This is a genomic window from Clostridium sp. Marseille-Q7071, assembly GCF_965112025.1.
Genome location: NZ_CBCOPR010000001.1, coordinates 2,821,146 through 2,843,009 on the forward strand (window position 1 = coordinate 2,821,146; position 21,864 = coordinate 2,843,009).

15 protein-coding genes and 1 pseudogene are annotated in these 21,864 nt (G+C 28.3%); 14 read left to right on the forward strand and 2 right to left on the reverse strand.

The window, feature by feature from the left end; genetic code table 11:
* Positions 1-67: 67 nt before the first annotated feature.
* The gene (locus ACWPW7_RS13300) at positions 68-1,261 is read right to left on the reverse strand and encodes an aminotransferase-like domain-containing protein (protein ID WP_454053890.1); all 1,194 of its coding nucleotides are present in this window, start codon (positions 1,259-1,261) and stop codon (positions 68-70) included.
* A 443-nt stretch (positions 1,262-1,704) separates the two neighbouring features.
* On the opposite strand from ACWPW7_RS13300, the gene miaB reads away from it, so the two are divergent.
* The 6 genes from miaB to ACWPW7_RS13330 all read left to right on the forward strand — a co-directional run bounded on the left by miaB (position 1,705) and on the right by ACWPW7_RS13330 (position 10,787).
* Positions 1,705-3,030 (forward strand): tRNA (N6-isopentenyl adenosine(37)-C2)-methylthiotransferase MiaB, encoded by a 1,326-nt coding sequence (miaB, locus tag ACWPW7_RS13305; RefSeq protein WP_454053891.1) that lies wholly within the window; start codon positions 1,705-1,707, stop codon positions 3,028-3,030.
* Positions 3,031-3,359: 329 nt separating this feature from the next.
* Positions 3,360-6,056 (forward strand): DNA mismatch repair protein MutS, encoded by a 2,697-nt coding sequence (gene mutS, locus ACWPW7_RS13310; protein ID WP_454053892.1) that lies wholly within the window; start codon positions 3,360-3,362, stop codon positions 6,054-6,056.
* Positions 6,057-6,086: 30 nt separating this feature from the next.
* Positions 6,087-7,985: a DNA mismatch repair endonuclease MutL gene (gene mutL / locus ACWPW7_RS13315; RefSeq protein ID WP_454053893.1), complete on the forward strand. Its 1,899-nt coding sequence runs from the start codon at positions 6,087-6,089 to the stop codon at positions 7,983-7,985.
* Positions 7,986-8,007: 22 nt separating this feature from the next.
* Positions 8,008-8,952: a tRNA (adenosine(37)-N6)-dimethylallyltransferase MiaA gene (gene miaA / locus ACWPW7_RS13320; protein WP_454053894.1), complete on the forward strand. Its 945-nt coding sequence runs from the start codon at positions 8,008-8,010 to the stop codon at positions 8,950-8,952.
* 78 nt (positions 8,953-9,030) lie between these two features.
* Complete coding sequence (gene hfq, locus ACWPW7_RS13325) at positions 9,031-9,279, forward strand: RNA chaperone Hfq (RefSeq protein WP_291561910.1); 249 nt, start codon at positions 9,031-9,033, stop codon at positions 9,277-9,279.
* Between the two features lie 224 nt (positions 9,280-9,503).
* Positions 9,504-10,787, forward strand: coding sequence for a methionine gamma-lyase family protein (locus ACWPW7_RS13330; RefSeq protein WP_454053895.1), 1,284 nt, complete (start codon positions 9,504-9,506; stop codon positions 10,785-10,787).
* Between the two features lie 29 nt (positions 10,788-10,816).
* Here ACWPW7_RS13330 and lexA read toward each other — a convergent pair whose 3' ends face one another.
* Entirely contained in the window at positions 10,817-11,425 is a 609-nt protein-coding gene (gene lexA, locus ACWPW7_RS13335) for a transcriptional repressor LexA (RefSeq protein ID WP_454053896.1), read from the reverse strand.
* Between the two features lie 531 nt (positions 11,426-11,956).
* On the opposite strand from lexA, the gene ACWPW7_RS13340 reads away from it, so the two are divergent.
* The 8 genes and pseudogenes from ACWPW7_RS13340 to ACWPW7_RS13375 all read left to right on the forward strand — a co-directional run bounded on the left by ACWPW7_RS13340 (position 11,957) and on the right by ACWPW7_RS13375 (position 21,513).
* Entirely contained in the window at positions 11,957-13,234 is a 1,278-nt protein-coding gene (locus tag ACWPW7_RS13340) for a DEAD/DEAH box helicase (protein ID WP_454053897.1), read from the forward strand.
* 113 nt (positions 13,235-13,347) lie between these two features.
* The gene (locus ACWPW7_RS13345; protein WP_454053898.1) at positions 13,348-13,497 is read left to right on the forward strand and encodes a helix-turn-helix domain-containing protein; all 150 of its coding nucleotides are present in this window, start codon (positions 13,348-13,350) and stop codon (positions 13,495-13,497) included.
* Positions 13,498-13,544: 47 nt separating this feature from the next.
* Positions 13,545-14,434 (forward strand): annotated as a pseudogene (locus tag ACWPW7_RS13350) (RNA-guided endonuclease TnpB family protein).
* 266 nt (positions 14,435-14,700) lie between these two features.
* Positions 14,701-16,314 (forward strand): ABC-F family ATP-binding cassette domain-containing protein, encoded by a 1,614-nt coding sequence (locus ACWPW7_RS13355; protein ID WP_291561901.1) that lies wholly within the window; start codon positions 14,701-14,703, stop codon positions 16,312-16,314.
* A 448-nt stretch (positions 16,315-16,762) separates the two neighbouring features.
* Positions 16,763-18,457 (forward strand): arginine--tRNA ligase, encoded by a 1,695-nt coding sequence (argS, locus tag ACWPW7_RS13360; RefSeq protein WP_454053899.1) that lies wholly within the window; start codon positions 16,763-16,765, stop codon positions 18,455-18,457.
* A gap of 221 nt (positions 18,458-18,678) precedes the next feature.
* Positions 18,679-19,284: a 30S ribosomal protein S4 gene (gene rpsD / locus ACWPW7_RS13365; protein WP_454053900.1), complete on the forward strand. Its 606-nt coding sequence runs from the start codon at positions 18,679-18,681 to the stop codon at positions 19,282-19,284.
* Positions 19,285-19,770: 486 nt separating this feature from the next.
* On the forward strand, positions 19,771-20,874 hold the full coding sequence (locus tag ACWPW7_RS13370; RefSeq protein ID WP_454053901.1) for a sensor histidine kinase: 1,104 nt from the start codon (positions 19,771-19,773) through the stop codon (positions 20,872-20,874).
* Between the two features lie 9 nt (positions 20,875-20,883).
* Entirely contained in the window at positions 20,884-21,513 is a 630-nt protein-coding gene (locus ACWPW7_RS13375) for a response regulator transcription factor (protein WP_454053902.1), read from the forward strand.
* Positions 21,514-21,864 lie beyond the last annotated feature (351 nt).

Consider the following 21,864-nt stretch of genomic DNA (forward strand, 5'->3'; position numbering starts at 1 on the left):
TATAGTTTTTCCTAAAAGGAGAATTTTTATTATATTTACTTATATTTTGCTGCTACTGCTTTGAAGCTTACTGATTGCCATAATGTTTATGAAGAACTTTTCCTAACCTTTTAATACCTTCAATGATTTTTTCATTAGTCATATTAGAGTAATTTAGTCTAAAGAAGTTATTCTTTCCACCATTTGGAAAGAAAGAAGCTCCTGGAACATAAGCAACTTTTTCTTTAAGTGCATCTTCCATAATCTTAGAAGAGTCTAGGTCCTCTCTTAATTCTACCCAAGTAAATAATCCTCCCTCAGGAAGTGTAAACTTCACATCTTTTGGGAAATATTTTTTGATGTTGTCTATCATTAAGTCTCTGCGAACTCTATAAACTTCAATTATTTTCGCAATATGATCATCTAATTTATATTGTTCCATAAATTTTGCAGATGAAATTTGACATAATGTATTACATTGTAAGTCAGCACCTTGTTTAATTAGGACGTATTTTTTTAATATTTCTGGACTTGCTACAATCCATCCAAGTCTTAAACCAGGGCAGAATGTCTTTGAAAAGGTACCCAGTGTAATTACATATCCAGCTTCATCGAAAGCTTTAATAGATGGTAATCTTTCACCATCAAATCTTAATTCACCATATGGACTATCCTCTATAACTGGAATTTCATATTTTGCTGCTAATTCAGCTATACGCTTTCTTCTTTCTAAAGACATAGTTATTCCACTTGGATTTTGAAAATCTGGAATAGTATAAATCATTTTAACATTAGAATGTTCTTTTAAAGCTTTCTCTAGATCTTCTATAACCATACCGTCTTTATCCATAGGAATTTCTATAAATTTAGGATTGTATGCTTTAAAAGCATTAATAGCTCCAAGATAACTTGGACTTTCACATATAATTATATCTCCCTCATTTATAAAAAGTTTTGCAGAAAATTCTAATCCCTGTTGAGAACCATTAGTTAGCATAATATTTGATATATCACATTTAACTCCTGCTGGTGCCATTCTTTCTTCAACAATTATTTTTCTTAGAGGAGCATATCCTTCTGTAGTTGTATATTGTAATGCTATTTCTCCTTGCTCAGTTAAAACTTTACTAGTAACTTCAGCTAATTTCTCCTTTGGAAATAGCTCGGGAGCAGGGAACCCACCTGCAAATGAGATAATTTCAGGCTGCTCACTTAATTTTAATAACTCTCTAATTTCTGATGCTTTAATATTTGATATTCTATCTGCATATTGTAAACTCATATTGCACCCCCCCATAATAAAAATAAAAATTTAACGAAAATTTAATAAACTCCGTATATTTCAATTATAACTTAAGTATCATAGGGTTTTCAAGGCTATAGGAAAATTTTGCTTAATTATAAAAATTGTGATTTTTAAATAATTTTAAGACATATGTAAAGAAAATAGTTAGAGAATATTTTACATCATAGAAAGAGCAAATTCTACATAACAATGGTTTTATTTTTGACCTCTGATAATCTAATATAGCTAGCAATATTATTATAGTACTGTAGTCATTTTTAAAGATTCTTTGATTTGCAATTTCAGTTTTTTAATATTTTAAAGTATAATATAATAAAAAGTTTATTGCAATGAATAAATACTGTAGAAAAAACTTTTATTATTTAAAGAAATTATATATAATTAAATAATGGTTATAATCTTACAAAGGAGAATGAATAATGATAAAAGAATTGAAATATTTTATTGAAACTTGGGGATGTCAAATGAATGAGGAAGACTCCGAAAAGTTATCAGGCGGATTAAAGCCACTAGGTTATAAAAGAACAGCGTCTAAGGAAGATGCTGATATAATAATATTTAATACTTGCTGTGTTAGAGAAAATGCAGAGCAAAAAGTTGAAGGAAATTTAGGTGCACTTAAGAAACTTAAAAAAGAAAAGCCAGAGCTTGTAATTGCAATAACTGGATGTATGATGCAACAGGAAGGAATGGCAGAAAATATAATAAAGAAGTTTCCTTATGTAGATATAATAATAGGTACTCATAATGCTTATAAGTTTAATGAATATTTAAGCAGAGCATTAGGTGGTGAAAGACCTATAGTAGAAGTGTGGAATAAGGAAGAGGATATAGTAGAGGGAACACCTATTGATAGAGCAAGTAGTATCAAAGGATTTGTCACCATTATGTATGGATGTAATAATTTCTGTACATACTGTATAGTTCCACATGTAAGAGGAAGAGAAAGAAGCAGAAAGCCCGAAGAAATTGAAAAAGAAATTATAGAAATGGTTAAAGCAGGCTATAAAGAGATAACATTATTAGGCCAAAATGTTAACTCTTATGGTAAAGGTTTAGAACCAGAGATTAATTTTGCAGCATTACTTAGAAGAATAAATCAAATTGAAGGACTAGAAAGAGTAAGATTTATGACTTCACATCCAAAGGATTTAAGTGAAGAAGTTATTGAGGCTATTGCAGATTGTGATAAATTATGTGAATCTATACATCTTCCAGTACAATCTGGCTCTTCAAGAATACTTAAGAAAATGAATAGACATTATACTAAAGAACAATATTTAGACTTAATTAAAAAAATAAAGCATAGAATTCCAAATGTAGCGTTAACTACTGACATAATTGTAGGATTCCCAGGAGAAAGTGAAGAAGACTTTCTTGAAACTTTGGAGTTAGTTAAAGAAGTGGAATATGACTCAGCATTTACTTTTTTATATTCAAAACGTAAGGGTACTCCAGCGGATATGATGTTAGATCAGGTTGATGAAGGAGCTAAAAAAGACAGATTTAATAGGTTGGTTGAAGCAGTAAATGAAATTTCTGCTAAGAAAAATAAAGAATATGCTGATAAAGTTGTTGAAGTTCTTGTTGAAGGTTATAGCAAAAACGATGAAAGCAAATTAACAGGCAGAACTAGAACAGGAAAGCTAGTTAATTTTACCGGAAATGCTGATAGCATAGGAAAACTTGCTAATGTTAAAATAACAAAAGCACAATCCTTCTCTTTGATAGGAGAGCAAATTTAGTTAAGAGCATTGTTTTAAATTAAGGCATATTCAAAGCAACAACAAGACAGTATGTTAGCTTATTTTGCATCATACTTTATTGTCAGAAGTCTATCATAGTACCATTATGAGTAAATCTGACAGCTTGTGTGATATAAGTAAACTAACACCTTTGACTTGTTATTTTCTTTTAGATGCTTAATGATGAAAAAAAAGAAATTCCTTTTATTTATATTAGGAAATAATTGATGAAGTTTTTATTAGTGAAATTAACATTTTTAAAATTATGCTAACTTTAAAAGCGACAATGTCGCTTTTTTTATAAGAAGAATAAAGGAGAGATAAAGAATATGTCATTCACTCCAATGATGAGACAATATCTAGAAATAAAGGATAAATGTAAAGATAGTATATTATTCTTTAGATTAGGCGACTTTTATGAGATGTTCTTTGAAGATGCTGAATTAGTATCTAAAGAGCTAGAATTAACTTTAACAGGTAGGGATTGCGGATTAGAAAATAGAGCACCTATGTGTGGTGTACCTTTTCATGCAGCAGAAACTTATATATCTAGATTAGTTTCAAAAGGATATAAAGTTGCAATTTGTGAACAGGTAGAAGATCCTGCTGTAGCAAAGGGGATAGTAAAAAGAGATATAATAAAAATAGTAACGCCTGGTACTTATACTGAATCCTCTTTTTTAGAAGAAAATAAAAATAATTTCTTAATGGGTCTTTATATTAGTGAAAATCTGTCTTCGGTGTGTTTTTGTGATATATCTACTGGAGAATTTTATTGCAGCGATTTTAATTATGATATAAATATTATTATAGATGAAATCTCTAAGTTTAATCCTAAAGAATTAGTAATATCAAATATGGTTAGTGAAGAAATACTAAAGGAAATTAGAGAAAGATTTGAAGTTTCTATATCAAGATTTGATGAGGATTTTTTCTCCACAGAAGAAGAAAAGTTACAAAATCAATTTAAAAATTATGAAGAACTTCAATTTAGTGAAAGTTTAGTAAGAGGATGTAATGGCTTATTAAATTATATAGTTGAAACACAAAAAGTTACGCTATCCAATATTGATACTATTGAAATTTATAATATCTTTGATTACCTTGTAATTGACGGCAACTCAAGAAGAAATTTAGAGATAACAGAAAGTTTAAGGGATAAAACTAAGAGAGGGTCATTGCTTTCAGTATTAGATAAAACTAGTACTGCTATGGGAGCAAGAAGACTTAGAAAATGGATAGAGCAGCCATTGGTAGATAAGAAAGAGATTGAGCTAAGACAAAATGCTATTGAAGAACTAATAAAAAATATTTCACTACAAGAAGATCTTGATGAGGCACTAAATGATATTTATGATATAGAGAGATTAGTTGGTAAAATTAGCTCTAAAAGTATAAATGCTAAAGAACTTTTAGCACTAAAAAACTCTATTGAAAAAATTCCAAGGATTAAAGATTTACTATCAAGTTTTAGTGAAGATTTGCTTATAGATATTGAAAAAAACTTAGATGATTTAAAAGATATTTATGAATTTTTACATTGTTCTATTAGTGAAAGCCCAGCGATTTCTGTAAAAGAAGGTAATATAATAAAAGAGGGCTATAATGAAGAAATTGATGAACTTAGAAACTCAAAGAAATGTGGTAAACAATGGATTGCCAATCTTGAGAGTAATGAAAAGAAATCAACTGGAATTAAATCTTTAAAAATAGGTTATAATAAAGTATTCGGCTACTTTATTGAAGTAACTAAAAGTAATTTATCCTTAATTCCAGAGGGAAGATATATAAGAAAGCAAACCTTATCTAATGCTGAAAGATTTATAACTCCCGAACTTAAAGAAATGGAAGATAAAATTTTAGGTGCAGAGGATAAATTAATTTCTTTAGAGTACGAAGTTTTTGTAACTATTAGAGAAGAAATAGAAAAACATGTTGATAGGATGAAGACTTCTGCAAAGCTTATATCAGAATTGGATTCTTTATGTAGTTTGTCCAAGGTTGCAAGGGATAACAATTATATAAAACCATCTATTAATACAAAAGGTATATTAAAAATAGAAGATGGAAGACATCCTGTAGTAGAAAAAATGCTACCAATAAATAGTTTTGTAGGAAATGATACTTTATTAGACGGAAAAGATAATCAAATGTTATTAATAACTGGACCTAATATGGCAGGAAAATCTACTTATATGAGACAAGTTGCGCTTATAACTTTGATGGCACAGATAGGAAGCTTTATACCTGCAAAATCAGCAGATATTTCCGTATGTGATAAAATCTTTACTAGAATCGGTGCTTCTGACGACTTAGCTGGAGGAAAGAGCACCTTCATGGTTGAAATGTGGGAAGTATCAAATATATTAAAGAATGCTACTAATAAAAGTTTAATATTATTAGATGAGGTAGGACGAGGAACAAGCACCTATGATGGGTTAAGTATTGCTTGGGCAGTTATTGAATATATATGCGAAAGCTCAAATATTAAATGTAAAACTTTATTTGCAACTCATTATCACGAGCTTACAAAGTTAGAAAACAAGATAAAGGGTGTTAAAAACTATTCAATTGCAGTTAAAAAAGTTGATAATAATATAATCTTCTTAAGAAAGATAATTCCAGCAGGCGCTGATGAATCCTATGGAATTGAAGTTGCAAAATTAGCAGGGATACCAAATAAAGTTATTGATAGAGCAAGAGAAATACTATCTCATCTTGAAGATAATAACAACAATAAAGATATAACTACTATTTATACTGAAAATAAGGCTGTAATTGTAGAGGAAAAAGATTTACAAGAGGAAATTACTAATAATGAAGTAGCTGTAGATAAAGTAAGTGTAGAAAAAGCAGCTAAAAAAGAAAATAAAGTTGAGGTATTAGAAGAAATACAGCTTGGATTTGAGGATATTCAAAGTATGAATTTAATGAAAGAAATTAAAAATATTGATATTTTAAATATGACTCCAATGGAAGGCTTTAATAAGCTATATGAACTAATCAAGAAAGCAAAATCATTATAAAAATACCTTTTCTTAATAGGAGGTGATTTTTTGAAAAGAATTAATATTTTAGATTTTGAAACTTCAAATAAAATTGCGGCAGGTGAGGTTGTAGAAAGGGCAAGTTCTGTTGTAAAAGAACTTATTGAAAATAGTGTTGATGCTAATTCAAAAAATATTATTATTGAAATAGAAGATAGTGGCAACAAATTGATTAAAATCAGTGATGATGGAGATGGTATTCATCCTGAAGATATAGAAAAAGCCTTTATGCCACATGCCACAAGTAAAATTAGAGGTATAGAAGATATATATAATATTAATAGTTTTGGCTTTAGGGGGGAGGCCCTTTCTAGCATAGCATCTATATCAAAAGTTACATTAAAGAGTAAAACTAAGGATGAACCCTTTGGAAAGGAGATATATGTTGAGGGAGGCAAGGTAGTTCATATTATGGATACAGCTTGTAATGATGGAACTACTATAGAGGTAAGAGATTTATTCTTCAATGTGCCTGCTCGTCAAAAGTTTTTAAAATCAGCTCAAAGGGAAGCTTCATTAATTTCTGATTTAGTGCTGAGATTAGCCTTAGGAAATCATGACATATCCTTTAAACTAATTAATAAAGGGAAAGTAACTATAAATACTTATGGCACAGAAGATATAGTAGAGACTATTAGAGTGTTATATGGCAAGGAAGTAAAGGAAAATATAATTCCTTTTGAAAAATATAATGATATAGTTTCTGTTCATGGTTTTATTGGAAATGCTGAGATAAGCAGAGGTAGTAGAAACAGGCAATCTATATTTGTAAATAAGAGACTTATAAAAAATAGTACAATAACTGCAGCAATAGAGAATGCCTTTAAATCTTTCTTAACAATAAATAAATTTCCTTTCTTCGTATTATTTTTAGATATTTTTCCTGAATTCATTGATCCTAATGTCCATCCTACTAAAGCGGAGATTAAGTTCTTTGATGATAGATCTATATTCAAGTTAGTATTTGATGGAGTTCATAGTGCATTAAGGGAATATATGCAGCATTCTTTTAGTATTGAAGAGGATGTTTTAGTTGTAAAGGAAAAGGAAGTTGTAGATAATAATTATATACAACCTAAATATGAACAAGAAGCCTTTAATGATAGTATTTTTGAAAGAAAAATATCCAATAAGGATATTGAATTTCAATCTATACCTATAGATCTAAAACCATTAAAAAATGTTGATTTAATAAATAACTTTGAAACAAAAGAAGAATTAGTAAAAAAACCTGAAGAAAAATTTGAAAATGAAACTATAAGTACTAAAACTTTAAAAATAAATAATATAGAAGAAAGCCCTATAGAAAACTTAAGTTTACAACCTAAGTTTGGTCATATAAATATTATTGGACAGTTTAATAATACTTATATAATAGGTGAGAGCAATAATGAATTGATATTAATTGATCAGCATGCTGCTCATGAAAAGTATCTTTTCGAAAAATATAGAACATCAATAAAAAAATTGGAAGTAGTGTCTCAAATTTTATTAACTCCAATAGTTATTGAACTAACTTATGAAGATTTTCCTTATTATAGCGAAAATGTAGAAGCTTTTGAGAATGCTGGGTTCAAAATTGAAGATTTTGGCGATAATACTATAAGTATAAGAGAAGTACCTATGTTTTTAGGTAAGCCTGATGTAAAATCTCTATTTTACGAAATATTAGATAATTTAAAAAAACTAGGTAGTGGAGAAACTACAGAAGTTAAGTATAATAAAATAGCTTCTCTTGCATGTAGAGCAGCAGTAAAAGCTAATGATAAGTTATCAATAATGGAGATGGAGAAGTTAATGGAAGATTTGCGTTATATTGAGGAACCATTTACTTGTCCTCATGGGAGACCTACTATGATCAAAATAACATTAAATGAACTAGAAAAAAGATTTAAAAGAATACAATAGAATAGAGTTTAGGTGAGATTTTATGAAGGATTTGTTTATTCTTGCAGGACCAACTGCAGTGGGAAAAACTGAAATATCCATTAAGCTGGCAAAAAAACTAAATGGTGAGATAATTTCCTGTGATTCAATGCAAATATATAAAGAAATGGATATTGGATCTGCTAAGATAACTAGAGAGGAAATGAAGGGAATAGAACATTATTTAGTGGATATTATTAATCCAAGTGAAGAATTTAGTGTGGCTCAATTTAAAGAATACGCTGAAGATGCTATCCACAAAATTTATGATAAAAATAAGCTACCTATGGTGGTAGGAGGTACAGGGCTTTATATTAACTCCCTTATCTACAATTATAGTTTTGGTGATACCAGTAAGGATGAAAAGTATAGAGAGTATTTAAGCAGTCTAGCAGAGCAAAATGGCAAGGATTATGTTCATAATATGCTTAAAGAAATAGATGAAGACAGTTTTCAGAAGCTTTATCCCAATGATTTAAAGCGAGTGATTAGAGCATTAGAAGTATATAAGACTACAGGTAAGACTATGAGTGAGTACTTAGCTGAACAAAATATTTATGATATACCTTATAATGTATATTACTATGTACTAACCATGAATAGAGAAAAGCTTTATGAACGAATTAATAAAAGAGTAGATATTATGATGGAAAAAGGACTCTTAGAAGAAGTAATTGCATTAAAAAATAAAGGGTATACTGAAGATATGCAATCTATGAAAGGAATAGGGTATAAAGAACTACTATATCACTTAAAAGGCGAGATATCTTTAGAAAAATCTATTGATATGATTAAGCAATTTAGTAGAAATTATGCTAAGAGGCAGCTTACATGGTTTAGAAAAGATCCTAGAGTAGTTTGGGTAGACAAAGATAGGTTCAATAATGATGATGAAGTTGCTAAGTTTATCGAAGAAGATTTTAAAAGAAAAATATTAATGAATAATTAAAACTAAATAATTTCCCAAATAAAAGGATTTTATAATTATTCATAGAATAAGTTAATTATATTTACGGAGGTGTTTTTAATGAGTAAATCTACAAATAATTTACAAGATATATTTTTGAATGGTGCTAGAAAAAACAAAGTGCCAGTTACAATACATTTAACAAATGGATTTCAAATAAAGGGTAATGTTACTGGTTTTGATAGCTTTACAGTTATTTTATATTCTGATGGAAAACAAATGCTAATTTATAAACATGCTATATCAACAATTACTCCTCTAAGACCAATTTTATTCAATAGTTCAAATGAAAATTCTAATGAAGATTAAATACATAAAATATACTTAGATTAAAAAATCTAGGTATATTTTATTTTAGGCATACTAAAGAAAATAACTAGTCAAAAGTTATGTATATTTTACGCTATACTGACTATTTTTTTAATATGACTTAGCTCATAAAACTCTTATTCAAGTAAATTATTGAGATTTGATTATTATTATTTACTATGTTAGTATTATGAAGGTAGTTTTTGTATAAGGAGATATGAATTATGATAGATATAACTAAAGAGTTTCTAATGAAAAAATATAATATAAATTCTACGCTTTTAGAGCTTTATGAAAATGCATTAGAAGATGTAAAACCACAATTTGAAAAATTAGATGAAATAAGAGAATATAATCAGCTTAAGGTTTTAAATGCACTTCAAGAGGAAAGAATAAGTGATATGCATTTTACTAATTCTTCTGGGTATGGATATGGAGATATAGGAAGAGATGCCTTAGATAAAGTTTATGCTAAAGTATTTAATACTGAAGCTGCTTTAGTTAGACCTCACTTTGTTAATGGCACTCATGCTATTGGTGCAGCCTTATTTGGAAATTTGAGGCCTGGTGATACAATGGTTAGTGTTTGTGGAGCACCTTATGATACTCTTCATAGCATAATTGGAATTAGTGAAGAGAAAAATATAGGTTCATTAAAAGAGTATGGTGTAAATTATAAACAGATAGATTTGGAAGAAAATAAAAAAGTTAATATAGAAGCTATGAAATCTATATTAAGAGAAGATAATACTGTAAAATTAGTACATATTCAAAGATCAACAGGTTATGGCTGGAGAAAATCCTTATTAGTAGAAGATATAAGACCGATAATTAAAGCAGTTAAGGAAATAAATGAAGATATAATATGTTTCGTAGATAATTGTTATGGTGAATTTATACAGATTATCGAGCCTACAGATGTAGGAGCAGACTTGGTAGCAGGTTCGCTTATTAAAAATATTGGTGGAGGTATAGCTCCAACTGGAGGATATATAGCTGGAAAAGAAGAGTACGTAAATCAAGCAGCATATAGGTTAACTATACCAGGAATAGGTGGAGAATGCGGTTCTACCTTTGGAGTAATGAGAACACTGTTCCAAGGATTATTCTTAGCACCTCATATTGCTATTGAAGCAGTTAAAGGAGCAATATTTTGTGCTAGAATTATGGAATTAGCAGGTTTTGAGGTTCTTCCAAAGTATAATGATGAAAGAAGCGATATAATTCAAGCAATTAAGTTTAATGATAAAGAGAAATTAATAAAATTCTGCAAAGGAATTCAAGCAGGATCACCAATAGATTCTTTTGTAGAATGTGAGCCGTGGGATATGCCAGGATATAGTGATCAAGTTATAATGGCGGCAGGTGCCTTTATTCAAGGTTCTTCAATAGAGTTATCTGCTGATGCTCCAATTAGAGATCCATTTATAGCATATCTTCAAGGTGGATTGACTTTTGACCACGCTAAAACAGGAATATTAATTGCATTAGGGAAAATATTTGCATAATAAAAGCGTGACATTTTGTCACGCTTTTATTAATACTTTCTATATAACCCTGCAAGCTTTCCAAGAATAGTACAATCTTTTACTAAAATTGGATTCATCGAAGCATTTTCGGGTTGAAGTCTTATATAGCCATCTTCCTTATAAAAAGTTTTAATTGTAGCCTCATTTTCGATAAGAGCTACTACAATATCACCATTATTGGCTACAGAAGTTTTTTCTATAATCGCCAAATCACCATCAAATATTCCAGCCTCAATCATACTTTCTCCAGAAACTTTTAATATAAAAAGATCATTTTTATTTTTTATAAAATTTATTGGCATAGAAAATGTATCTTCAATACTTTCATGAGCAAGTATAGGCTCACCAGCAGTTATTTTACCTACTATAGGAATATCTATTAACTCTTTTTTTATTGGAGAGCCTAATAAAAGCTCTATTGCTCTAGGTTTAGTGGGATCACGTCTTATAAGTCCTTTTTTTTCAAGACGAGATAGATGACCATGAACCGTAGAGGTTGATTTTAAATTTACTGCTTCGCATATTTCTCTAACAGAAGGCGGATAACCTTTTGTGGATATTTGTTCTTTTAAAAATTCATATATTTCAATTTGTTTATTATTCTTAACATCAGCCATAGAACCACCTCATTTCTTAGAGAAATTATATCATAAGAAATTTTAAATATCAAACTTATGTTCTATAAGACATATGAAATTTCAATATGTTTATAATAAGTGAATTTAAATAATACTAATAATAAAGTTAAAATTATTTCAATTTAACATTTTTTCCTGTATACTTATGTAGTTTACAAAGTTAGGCATCTTCAAAAAAATAATAGACCAGTATATTAGCCTATTTTCCATCATACTACGTCGTCAGAACCCGCCCATAGCGCCACTATGAGCAGAACCTAACGCCTTGTCTGATATGGAGGCATATTCAAAAAAATAACTAGTCAGTATACTCATCTATTTTGTATCATACTGCGTCGTCAGAACTCCATGATAGTTAAACTATCATGAAAACCTGTCTTCTTGTCTGATATGAAATATATTTCGCATCTTTAACTAGCTATTTTATTTCATATGCTTAAAATATACTAACATCTTTGATCTATTATTTTCTTTCAGATGCCTTATAGGAAAGCTTAAGGAGAGAGAAAGATGACAAATAGTTTCAGTGATTTAAATATAAGTGAAAATATAATTAAGGGTTTAGGTGTACAAGAAATAAGGATACCAACAAAAATACAACAGAAATCTATACCATATATATCTGACAATAAAGATGTAGTTGCACAATCAGAAACTGGTAGTGGAAAAACTTTAGCTTATCTGTTACCTCTTTTTCAAAAAATTGATGCTTCAAAAAGAGAAAATCAAGCTATAATATTAACTCCTACCCACGAGTTAGCAGTACAAGTACAAAAGGTAGTAGATACTTTGTCTAAAAATAGTAATTACAATATAACCTCTTCAGTTATAATTGGAAATGTAAATATTAAGCGTCAAGTAGAAAAGTTAAAAGAAAAACCCCATATAATTGTTGGTTCTACTGGAAGAATATTAGAATTAATAAAAATGAAGAAGATTTCTGGTCACACAATAAAAACTATAATTATAGATGAATGCGATAAGCTATTAGATATAAATAACATAGAAAATACAAAAGCTGTAATAAAGACTACTTTAAGAGAAAGGCAAGTCTTATGTTTTTCAGCAACTTTAACAGAAGAAGTTATTAATTTTTCAAAGGAAATGATGAAGGAACCTATTATTATAAAAAGTGAAGTAGAAAATGTAACAAATAAAAATATTGATCATATATATTTTATTTGCGATAGAAGAGATAAAATTCTTATGGTAAGAAAATTAGTAGCAGCTTTAAATCCTAGAAAAGCAATAGTATTTATTAATAAAAGTGATGAGATTGAAATAATGGCAGAGAAGCTTAGATATCATAAACTAAAAGCTGAATCAATTCATGGTACATCTTTTAAAAGTGATAGAAAAAAAGCTATGGATGCTTTTATTAATGGTAAATCTAATATATTAGTTTCTTCTGATTTGGCCTCTCGAGGTCTTGATATTAAAGGTGTCACCCATGTTATAAATCTAGATATACCAGAAAACTCAATGGATTATATACATAGGGTAGGAAGATGTGGAAGGGGTAATGAAAGAGGCGTAGCCATATCAATAGTAACAGAAAGAGAAGAAACTATTATTTCTCAATATAAAAATAAATTTAAGATTAATATTGATTTAAAGGATATATATTATGGTAAAATTATTAATCCTAAAGAAAAACAGTTTATAAAGAAAGATAAAGGCATAACGTCTAAACCAAAAACTAAATTTAAGAATAATAATAAAAATAGTAAAGAAAAAACATATAAAGAAGCAAAAAATAAGAAAACTTCTGAGAAAAAATTTAAATAACAATATATGCTGAAATTTATTAGTTTAACATAATTTCAACAAGAATTCTCCCATCTTCTTAGGTGGGAGATGAATTGGTGCTAACTAAATAAAATGAGAAATAAGGTGATATTGTGCTAAAAGCTTATAAATATAGGATATATCCTAATCAAGAACAGAGAGTATATTTAGCTAAAACATTTGGTTGTGCTAGGTTCGTCTATAACAAAATGTTGAGTGATAGGATTAAAGCCTATGAAGAAAATAAAGATTTAGATATTTAAAAATTAAATATCCTACACCAGCGCAATATAAATATGAATTTCCTTGGCTGAAAGAAGTTGATAGTTTAGCACTTTCTAATGAACAATTAAATTTAGACAAAGCGTATAAAAACTTTTTCAGAGATAAATCAGTAGGGTTTCCAAAATTCAAAAGCAAAAATATAAATTATCATAGTTATACTACTAATAATCAAAAAGGTACTGTATATATTGAAAATAATAAAATAAAAATACCAAAATTAAAAACAATGATTAAGATAAAACAACATAGGCAATTCAACGGATTAATTAAGAGTTGCACTATAAATCAAGTCCCTAGTGGTAAATATTATATATCAATTTTAGTGGATACTGAAAATATACAATTACCTAAGATAGAAAAGAAAATAGGCATAGATATGGGGCTTAAGGAATTTCTAGTATGCTCAGATGGATACAAAGAGCCTAATCCAAAGCATCTTAGACGATCAGAAAGAAGATTAATTAAGTTACAAAAAGACTTATCAAGAAAGCAAAAGGAAGTAATAATAGAAATAAAGCAAGATTAAAAGTAGCTAAATTACATAAAAGGATAGAAAATCAAAGGGCAGATTTCTTACATGAATTATCAATAAAACTAATTAGAGAAAACCAATCTATAGTTATTGAAGACTTAAAAGTTAAGAACATGCAGCAGAATCATAAATTAGCAAAAGCTATAAGTGAAGCTAGTTGGTCAGAATTTAGAAAGATGCTAGAATACAAATCTAAATGGTATGGAAGAGAATTTATAATAGCACCTAGTAATTATGCTAGTAGTCAATTATGTTCAGAGTGCGGGTATAAAAATTCAGAAGTGAAAAAATTAGCACTTAGAGAGTGGACTTGTCCGAATTGTGGTGTACATCACGATAGAGATATAAATGCTAGTAAAAATCTACTGAAATTAGCAATATAATTTTAGTAATTAGTGAGGTTGGAATGACCTTTTGAGCATGGGTAAACTTGTTCCAATAGGAATATTGACCATGAAGCTATAACTTCAACTAAGTAAGTACTAAGTAAGTGGTAGTAGTTCACAGTCCTTTTATATGATATAATAGGACTTGCGTTTTATAAATATTATTTATACATAAATAAGTGAAAGTAAAAAAATTAATTATTTTAAATAAATTTATAATTATCAATGTAATAAAAAGAATAATAAATTGGAGGTAATAACATATGATACAAGCAACTAATGTTAGCTTAAGATACGGTGCACGTAAGCTGTTTGAAGATGTTAATATAAAATTTACTGAAGGAAATTGTTATGGAGTTATAGGTGCTAATGGAGCAGGTAAATCTACATTTTTGAAAATATTATCTGGAGAGCTAGAAGCTAATACAGGAGAAGTTTCAATAACTCCAGGACAAAGACTAGCAGTATTAAAGCAGGACCACTTTGCTTATGATGAAGTAGAAGTTTTAAAAACTGTTATTATGGGTCATCAAAGATTAATTAAAATTATGGAAGAAAAAGATGCATTATATGCTAAAGAAGATTTTTCTGATGAAGATGGCATAAGAGCTTCAGAACTTGAATGCGAATTTGCAGAACTTAATGGTTGGGAAGCAGAAAGTGAAGCAGCTACACTATTAAATGGATTAGGAATAAATGAAGAATTACATTATAAATTAATGAAAGACTTAAATGGATCAGAAAAAGTTAAAGTGCTATTAGCACAAACTCTTTTTGGAAAGCCAGATATACTATTAATGGACGAACCTACTAACCATTTAGATGTAAAATCTATTAAATGGCTTGAAAATTTTCTTCTTGATTTTGAAGGAACAGTTATAGTTGTTTCTCACGATAGACACTTTTTAAATAAAGTTTGTACTCATATGGCTGATATAGATTTTGCAAAGATTCAGCTTTATGTAGGAAACTATGACTTTTGGTATGAATCAAGCCAATTAGCTCTTCAAATGTCCAAAGATCAAAATAAAAAGAAAGAAGAAAAAATTAAGGAGCTTCAAGCTTTTATTGCTAGATTTAGTTCTAACGCTTCAAAGGCAAAACAAGCTACAAGTAGAAAGAAGCAACTAGATAAACTTACTCTAGAAGATATTAGCCCATCTTCAAGGAGATATCCTTTTGTTGGATTTAAGCCAGAAAGAGAAGCCGGAAATGATTTATTAGAAGTTAAAAATTTAAGTAAAACTATAGATGGAGTTAAAATTTTAGATAATGTTAGTTTTATGGTTAATAAAGGTGATAAGATAACATTTCTAGGAGATGGTATAGCAAAAACTACACTATTTAAAATACTTATGGGGGAAATGGAAGCAGATAATGGAGAATTTAAGTGGGGCGTTACTACATCTCAAGCTTATTTTCCACAGGACAACTCTGAATATTTTAATGAGTGTAATTTGAATTTAGTAGATTGGCTAAGACAATTTTCAGAAGAAAAATCTGAAAGTTTTATAAGAGGTTTTTTAGGAAGAATGTTATTTTCAGGAGAAGAAGCACTAAAAGAAGCTTCTGTTCTATCTGGAGGGGAAAAAGTTCGTTGTATGTTATCTAAAATGATGTTAAGCTCTGCTAATGTATTAATTTTAGATGAACCTACTAACCATTTAGACCTTGAATCTATTACAGCAGTTAATAATGGTCTAATAAATTTTAGTGGAACTATATTATTTACATCTCATGACCATCAATTTATACAAACAGTTGCAAATAGAGTAATTGAAATAACTCCTAAAGGAATCATGGATAGAGCAATGACTTATGATGAGTATTTAGAAAATGAGGAAGTTCAAGGAAAAGTTGCAGAAATGTATAAATAAACTAGTTATTTTGTTGACAAAATTTTAAAATTGGATATAATATATAACATAATTTAATATTAAAATTCTGTGAAGAGGACAGTACTTTCTTATAAACTTTAAAGCGAGTAGAGGCATGGTGGAAGCTCTGTAAGAAGATAAGAAGCTAAAATGGTAACATAGAGGCATCTAATAATTAGATAGGAAGAGAACCTTGGAGAAGCTACCTGAAAGGATAAATAAGTTTTAGTTATAAAATTTATTAATTATTTGCATAGGGTTTGTCGCTAGAAGCGTTAAAATATTGAGTGGACTTTTGTCAACTAGAGTGGTACCGCGGATATTACACCCGTCTCTTATTTTAGAGACGGGTTTTTTATGTAAAAAATAAATGAAATATTAATTTATTAAGTTATAATTTTATTTTTAATAGAAAATAATAACTTAATATGTTATAGGAGGTCTAATAATGGATTATAAAAATTATATAGCTAAATTATTGTGTAAGCATATAGAAATTGATGAGGAAAATATAGAAAAATTAATAGAAATACCACCAAAGCCAGAAATGGGGGATTTTGCCTTTCCTTGTTTTAGTTTAGCAAAGACTATGAGAAAAGCTCCTAATATGATATCAACTGAACTAAAAGAAAAAATAGTAGATGAAAACTTTGAAAAGGTAGAAGCTTTTGGACCATATTTAAACTTCTTCGTTAATAAAGAAAGCTTTGTTAAAAATATTATTGAAAAAATATTAAATGAAAAACAAGATTATGGTTCAAATGATAATGGAGAAGGTAAAAATGTAATAGTTGAATATTGCTCTGCTAATATTGCAAAGCCATTCCACGTTGGACATTTATTTACAACAATGCTGGGAAATTCTCTATACAAATTATTTAACTTTCATGGATATAATGCAATAGGAATTAATCACCTTGGAGACTGGGGAACACAGTTTGGAAAATTAATATATGCCTATAATAACTGGGGTGATGAAAAAGCTCTTGAAAGTGACCCAATAAAAGAAATGTTAAGAGTTTATGTTAAATTCCATGATGAGGCGGAAAAGAATCCAGCACTTGAAGATGAGGGCAGAAAACACTTCAGACTATTAGAAGAAGGAAATGAAGAAGAAGTTAAACTTTGGACTAGATTTAAAGAATTAAGCTTAAAAGAGTTTGATAAATTATTTAAAATCCTAAATGTTAATTTTGATTCTTTTGATGGAGAAAGTTTTTATACAGATAAAATGGATGCTGTTATAGAGGAAATAAATGAAAAAGGATTACTTACTGATAGTAATGGTGCTAAAGTAGTAATGCTTGATGAATATAATATGCCACCATGCATAGTTAAAAAGGCCGATGGAGCAACAATTTATGCAACTCGTGATTTAGCAGCAGCTTTTTATAGAAAGAAGACTTATGATTTTTATAAAAATATATATGTAGTTGCTAAGGATCAAGCACTTCACTTTAAACAAGTATTTACTACAATTAAGCTTATGGGTCATGATTGGGCAGATGATTGTATTCATGTTGAATTTGGATTAGTACGTTTTGCTGATAAAAAGCTTTCAACAAGAAAGGGAGATGTAGTATTCCTTGAAGATTTATTAAATGAAGCGGTGGCTAAAACCTTAGAAATAATAAATGAAAAAAATCCAGAACTTGAAAATAAAGAAGAAGTAGCTAAAAAGGTTGGTATTGGTGCAATAGTATTTACTTACCTAAAAAATTCAAGGGAAAGAGATATAGTATTCAACTGGGATGAAATGCTAAGTTTTGAAGGTGAAACAGGACCATATGTTCAATATACTTATGCAAGAGGTAAAAGTATATTAAGAAAAGTAGGAGAAGAAGTAACTGGAGAAGTGGACTATGGCAAGTTAAATTCTAAAGAAGAGTTTGAATTAGCTAAAGAGCTTGGAAACTTTGAAAATGCAATAAATAATGCCCTAGAAAAACTGCAGCCTTCTGTAGTTACAAGATATTGTATAGAAGTAGCTAAGGCATTTAATAAGTTTTATAATGCTCATAATATTGCAAATTCAGAAGATAAAGCTACAAAGAATGCTAGAATCAATTTAGTTAAATCTACACTTCAAGTTCTAGAAAATGGATTAGGTTTAATAGGATTAGAAGTAGTAGATAAAATGTAATCAATGGATAATTGACAATTATGGTGGAAATTAGTTTAATTAAAACTAATTTCTTTAATGAATTTTTTACTAGTAATACAATTGCTAGTGTTTTATAAAAAAGTTATATAAAAAAATATATTTTTTATTGAAAACTATTTTCAATTGGTATTTATTATTGTATAATATATTTGGCATTTAAATTATACCGCGGCAAACCAAAAAATTGGAGGTAAATTTATATGGCAAAAATGATGGGACCACGCTTTAAATTATGTAGGAGATTAGGACTAAATGTTGCAGGTCATCCTAAAGCAATGGAAAGAGCAGTGAGAGGAACTTCTAGAGCTGATAAAAAATTATCAGATTATGGTATTCAGCTTTTAGAGAAGCAGAGATTAAGAGCTTATTATGGAGTACTTGAAAAGCAATTTAGTAGATATGCTAAAAAAGCTATTAAAGATGCTAAGAGAAATAAAGAAATTCCAGGGGAAGCACTTATAAAAATGCTAGAATGTAGACTAGATAATATAGTCTATAGATTAGGATTTGCAAACTCTATTCGCCAAGCTAGACAAATGGTTAACCATGGTCACTTTTTGGTAAATGGAGAAAAGGTAGATATACCTTCTTATAGAATCGAAGTAGGAGATATAATTACTTTAAAAGAAGCATCAAGAAAAAATGAAATGTTTAAAGAAAATTTTGAATCTACTTTAATAGGACATTTACCATACTTAGAGAAAGACATGGAAGTTTTTTCTGGCAGACTTTTAAGAATACCTGATAGAAGTGAGGTTCCAATACAAATAACTGAGCAATTGGTTATAGAGTATTATTCTAAGTAATATATCGAAGTAATGTAGATTTAGAGTAATAAATTTATAAAGGTTTTAAGGTTGTTATGCTTTTAGTATAACAACCTTAATTTTTTATATAAATCATTTTAATATGTAAAATTTTGATAAGAACTAAAGGTTTAAAATTTACAAAAAAGCGCAAAAGGAAGCAGAGTCGGATGCTTCCTTTCATGTGTATATTTAGAAGATTTGGATGTAATTAATGGACAATGCAAATTTTAAAAAATCTTATAATATAAACTTTGAACACCCATTTTATATATGATTTTATATTATTTGCTCTTCTTTTTAATAATAACATATGAAGAAACTAAATGCAAGTGAAAATCATTATCAAATAAAGTATTATTGTATTTTATTGTGTTAGTAATATAAATTTTTTATAATAGTTATATTAGATATGTAAAATAAAGTATTATTAGGTAAATTTAACATGTCTTAAATAAAATATATAAAAGGGGCTTGAATTTTAATATGGATATTTATTTGCTTATAAGTGAGTTTATATTAATAGTATATTATATTTTAGAAATTATAAATAATTTTAACTTTGGCATATTATCTGTAGGTTTTATATTAGTCTATATTATTATTACAATGGGACAAAGTATATTTCATAAGAAAAGCATTTATCTTATATTAACTTTAATTAAGTTTATGTTAATTTATTTTGGGTATTTTTATGTAGATAATAAGACAGTTATTTTTTTACCATTAAATTTATATACAAATATTAAAATAAATAGTTATCCACATATAAAAGTATTTATTGCTTTAATTATTTTACTAGTATTACCTAATGATTTAATCCAGATATATACCTTTATAACTTTAATTACGTACCTTATATATTACGTATTAAATCATTTTACTAATTCTATAGAACAGTTAGTAAAGGACACAGTTATTTTAAAGAATAAAAATGAAACTTTGAAAAATAAAATATATAGACAAGAGGAGTTTGAATCCCAGTTAAAATATACTTTTACATTAGAAGAGAGAAATAATATATCTCAGAAAATTCATGATGAATTAGGACATACTCTCTCTGGTACTGTATTTCAATTAGAAGCAGCAAATTTACTTTTAGATAAGGATATAAAAAAGGCTAAAGCTCTTATTGGTAATACCATTGATAAGTTAAGAGATGGAATGGATAATATAAGAAGTACATTGAAAGAAATTAAACCAGAAAAAGAGCAAATAGGTATTAGCAAAATAATGTTATTGATAGAAGAAATAAGAAGAAGTAGCGATGTTGAAGTTATTTTGTTTTATGATAACTATATAGATAAGGCTTCTTTTATTCATTGGAAAATTATATATGATAATATTACAGAATCCATAACCAACAGTTTGAAACATTCGGGAGCTAATAAAATAACAATAAACATATCTGTAATTAATAATAAACTTATAAAATTAGAAATAAAGGATAATGGAATAGGAGTAAAGAAGATAAATAAGGGTATGGGAATAAGGGGAATGGAGGAAAGATGTGAAAGTATAGGTGGAAAGCTTATAGTTGATGGAAGTGATGGTTTTTCTGTAATATCACTACTTCCTATTGATATTTAGGGGGATATTATGAGTGTTAAAATTTTAATAGCAGATGATGATGAACTCATTAGAGAAAGTTTAAAGATTATTTTAAATATGGATGAGAAATTTACAGTTGTAGCCACTGCTAGTAACGGTTTAGAGGCTGTTAAAGCTTGTTTAAAGGAAGATATAGACGTTGCGCTGTTAGATGTTAGAATGCCTGTTATGAATGGTGTAGAGGCTTTAAAAGAGATTGTATCAAAATGTAGCACAAAGACTTTGATATTAACTACTTTTGATGAAGATGAATATATAAAAGATGCACTAAAATATGGGGCTATGGGATATTTGCTTAAAAACAATTCTCCAGAGAAAATTAAAAATGCTATATATACAGTTATTAATGGAAATATAGTACTTCAAGATACTATTATAAATAAAATAATAAGCCATGATAAAGAAAATCAAGCTAATTTTACTGAAAATAATAAATTTACTGGAAGGGAACGAGAAATTATAAAATTGATCTCCGAAGGCTTATCCAATAAAGAAATAGCATTAAATTTGTATATATCTGAGGGAACGGTTAAAAATTATATTTCCTCCATATTAGATAAAACTTGCCTCAATCATAGAACTCAAATTGCTATATATTATTTAAAAGGATTACTTTAAGCAATGCACAATTTATACAATGGAGAATTGACTATGGAGAATTGAAAATTAAGGTAGAAATTATTTTTAGGTAAAATAATTTCTTTAAACGAATTTTTGACTAGCAATATACAATTGCCAGTTATGTGGCGAACACTGTCCGCTGCTACAATTAATAAACTTTAAATTTCTCAGTGGTAGCTGAGAAATATCCATAATTGTCCATTGTCAATAGTCAATTCTCAATTACATAAGTGTAAACTAAAATAATTTAACATCACAACTCTATAATCCTATAGATTAAATTTAGATTTTTATGTCTATATAGATAATGTATGACTTTAGTAATATTGAAATTATGACCTTCTCCAC

What these genes read in the sequence shown, in the direction of transcription:
- ACWPW7_RS13300 (WP_454053890.1), bottom strand. Translation starts at nt 1,261, where the DNA reads ATGAGTTTACAATATGCAGATAGAATATCAAATATTAAAGCATCAGAA.
- miaB (WP_454053891.1), top strand. Translation starts at nt 1,705, where the DNA reads ATGATAAAAGAATTGAAATATTTTATTGAAACTTGGGGATGTCAAATG.
- mutS (WP_454053892.1), top strand. Translation starts at nt 3,360, where the DNA reads ATGTCATTCACTCCAATGATGAGACAATATCTAGAAATAAAGGATAAA.
- miaA (WP_454053894.1), top strand. Translation starts at nt 8,008, where the DNA reads ATGAAGGATTTGTTTATTCTTGCAGGACCAACTGCAGTGGGAAAAACT.
- hfq (WP_291561910.1), top strand. Translation starts at nt 9,031, where the DNA reads ATGAGTAAATCTACAAATAATTTACAAGATATATTTTTGAATGGTGCT.
- ACWPW7_RS13330 (WP_454053895.1), top strand. Translation starts at nt 9,504, where the DNA reads ATGATAGATATAACTAAAGAGTTTCTAATGAAAAAATATAATATAAAT.
- lexA (WP_454053896.1), bottom strand. Translation starts at nt 11,425, where the DNA reads ATGGCTGATGTTAAGAATAATAAACAAATTGAAATATATGAATTTTTA.
- ACWPW7_RS13340 (WP_454053897.1), top strand. Translation starts at nt 11,957, where the DNA reads ATGACAAATAGTTTCAGTGATTTAAATATAAGTGAAAATATAATTAAG.
- ACWPW7_RS13355 (WP_291561901.1), top strand. Translation starts at nt 14,701, where the DNA reads ATGATACAAGCAACTAATGTTAGCTTAAGATACGGTGCACGTAAGCTG.
- argS (WP_454053899.1), top strand. Translation starts at nt 16,763, where the DNA reads ATGGATTATAAAAATTATATAGCTAAATTATTGTGTAAGCATATAGAA.
- rpsD (WP_454053900.1), top strand. Translation starts at nt 18,679, where the DNA reads ATGGCAAAAATGATGGGACCACGCTTTAAATTATGTAGGAGATTAGGA.
- ACWPW7_RS13370 (WP_454053901.1), top strand. Translation starts at nt 19,771, where the DNA reads ATGGATATTTATTTGCTTATAAGTGAGTTTATATTAATAGTATATTAT.
- ACWPW7_RS13375 (WP_454053902.1), top strand. Translation starts at nt 20,884, where the DNA reads ATGAGTGTTAAAATTTTAATAGCAGATGATGATGAACTCATTAGAGAA.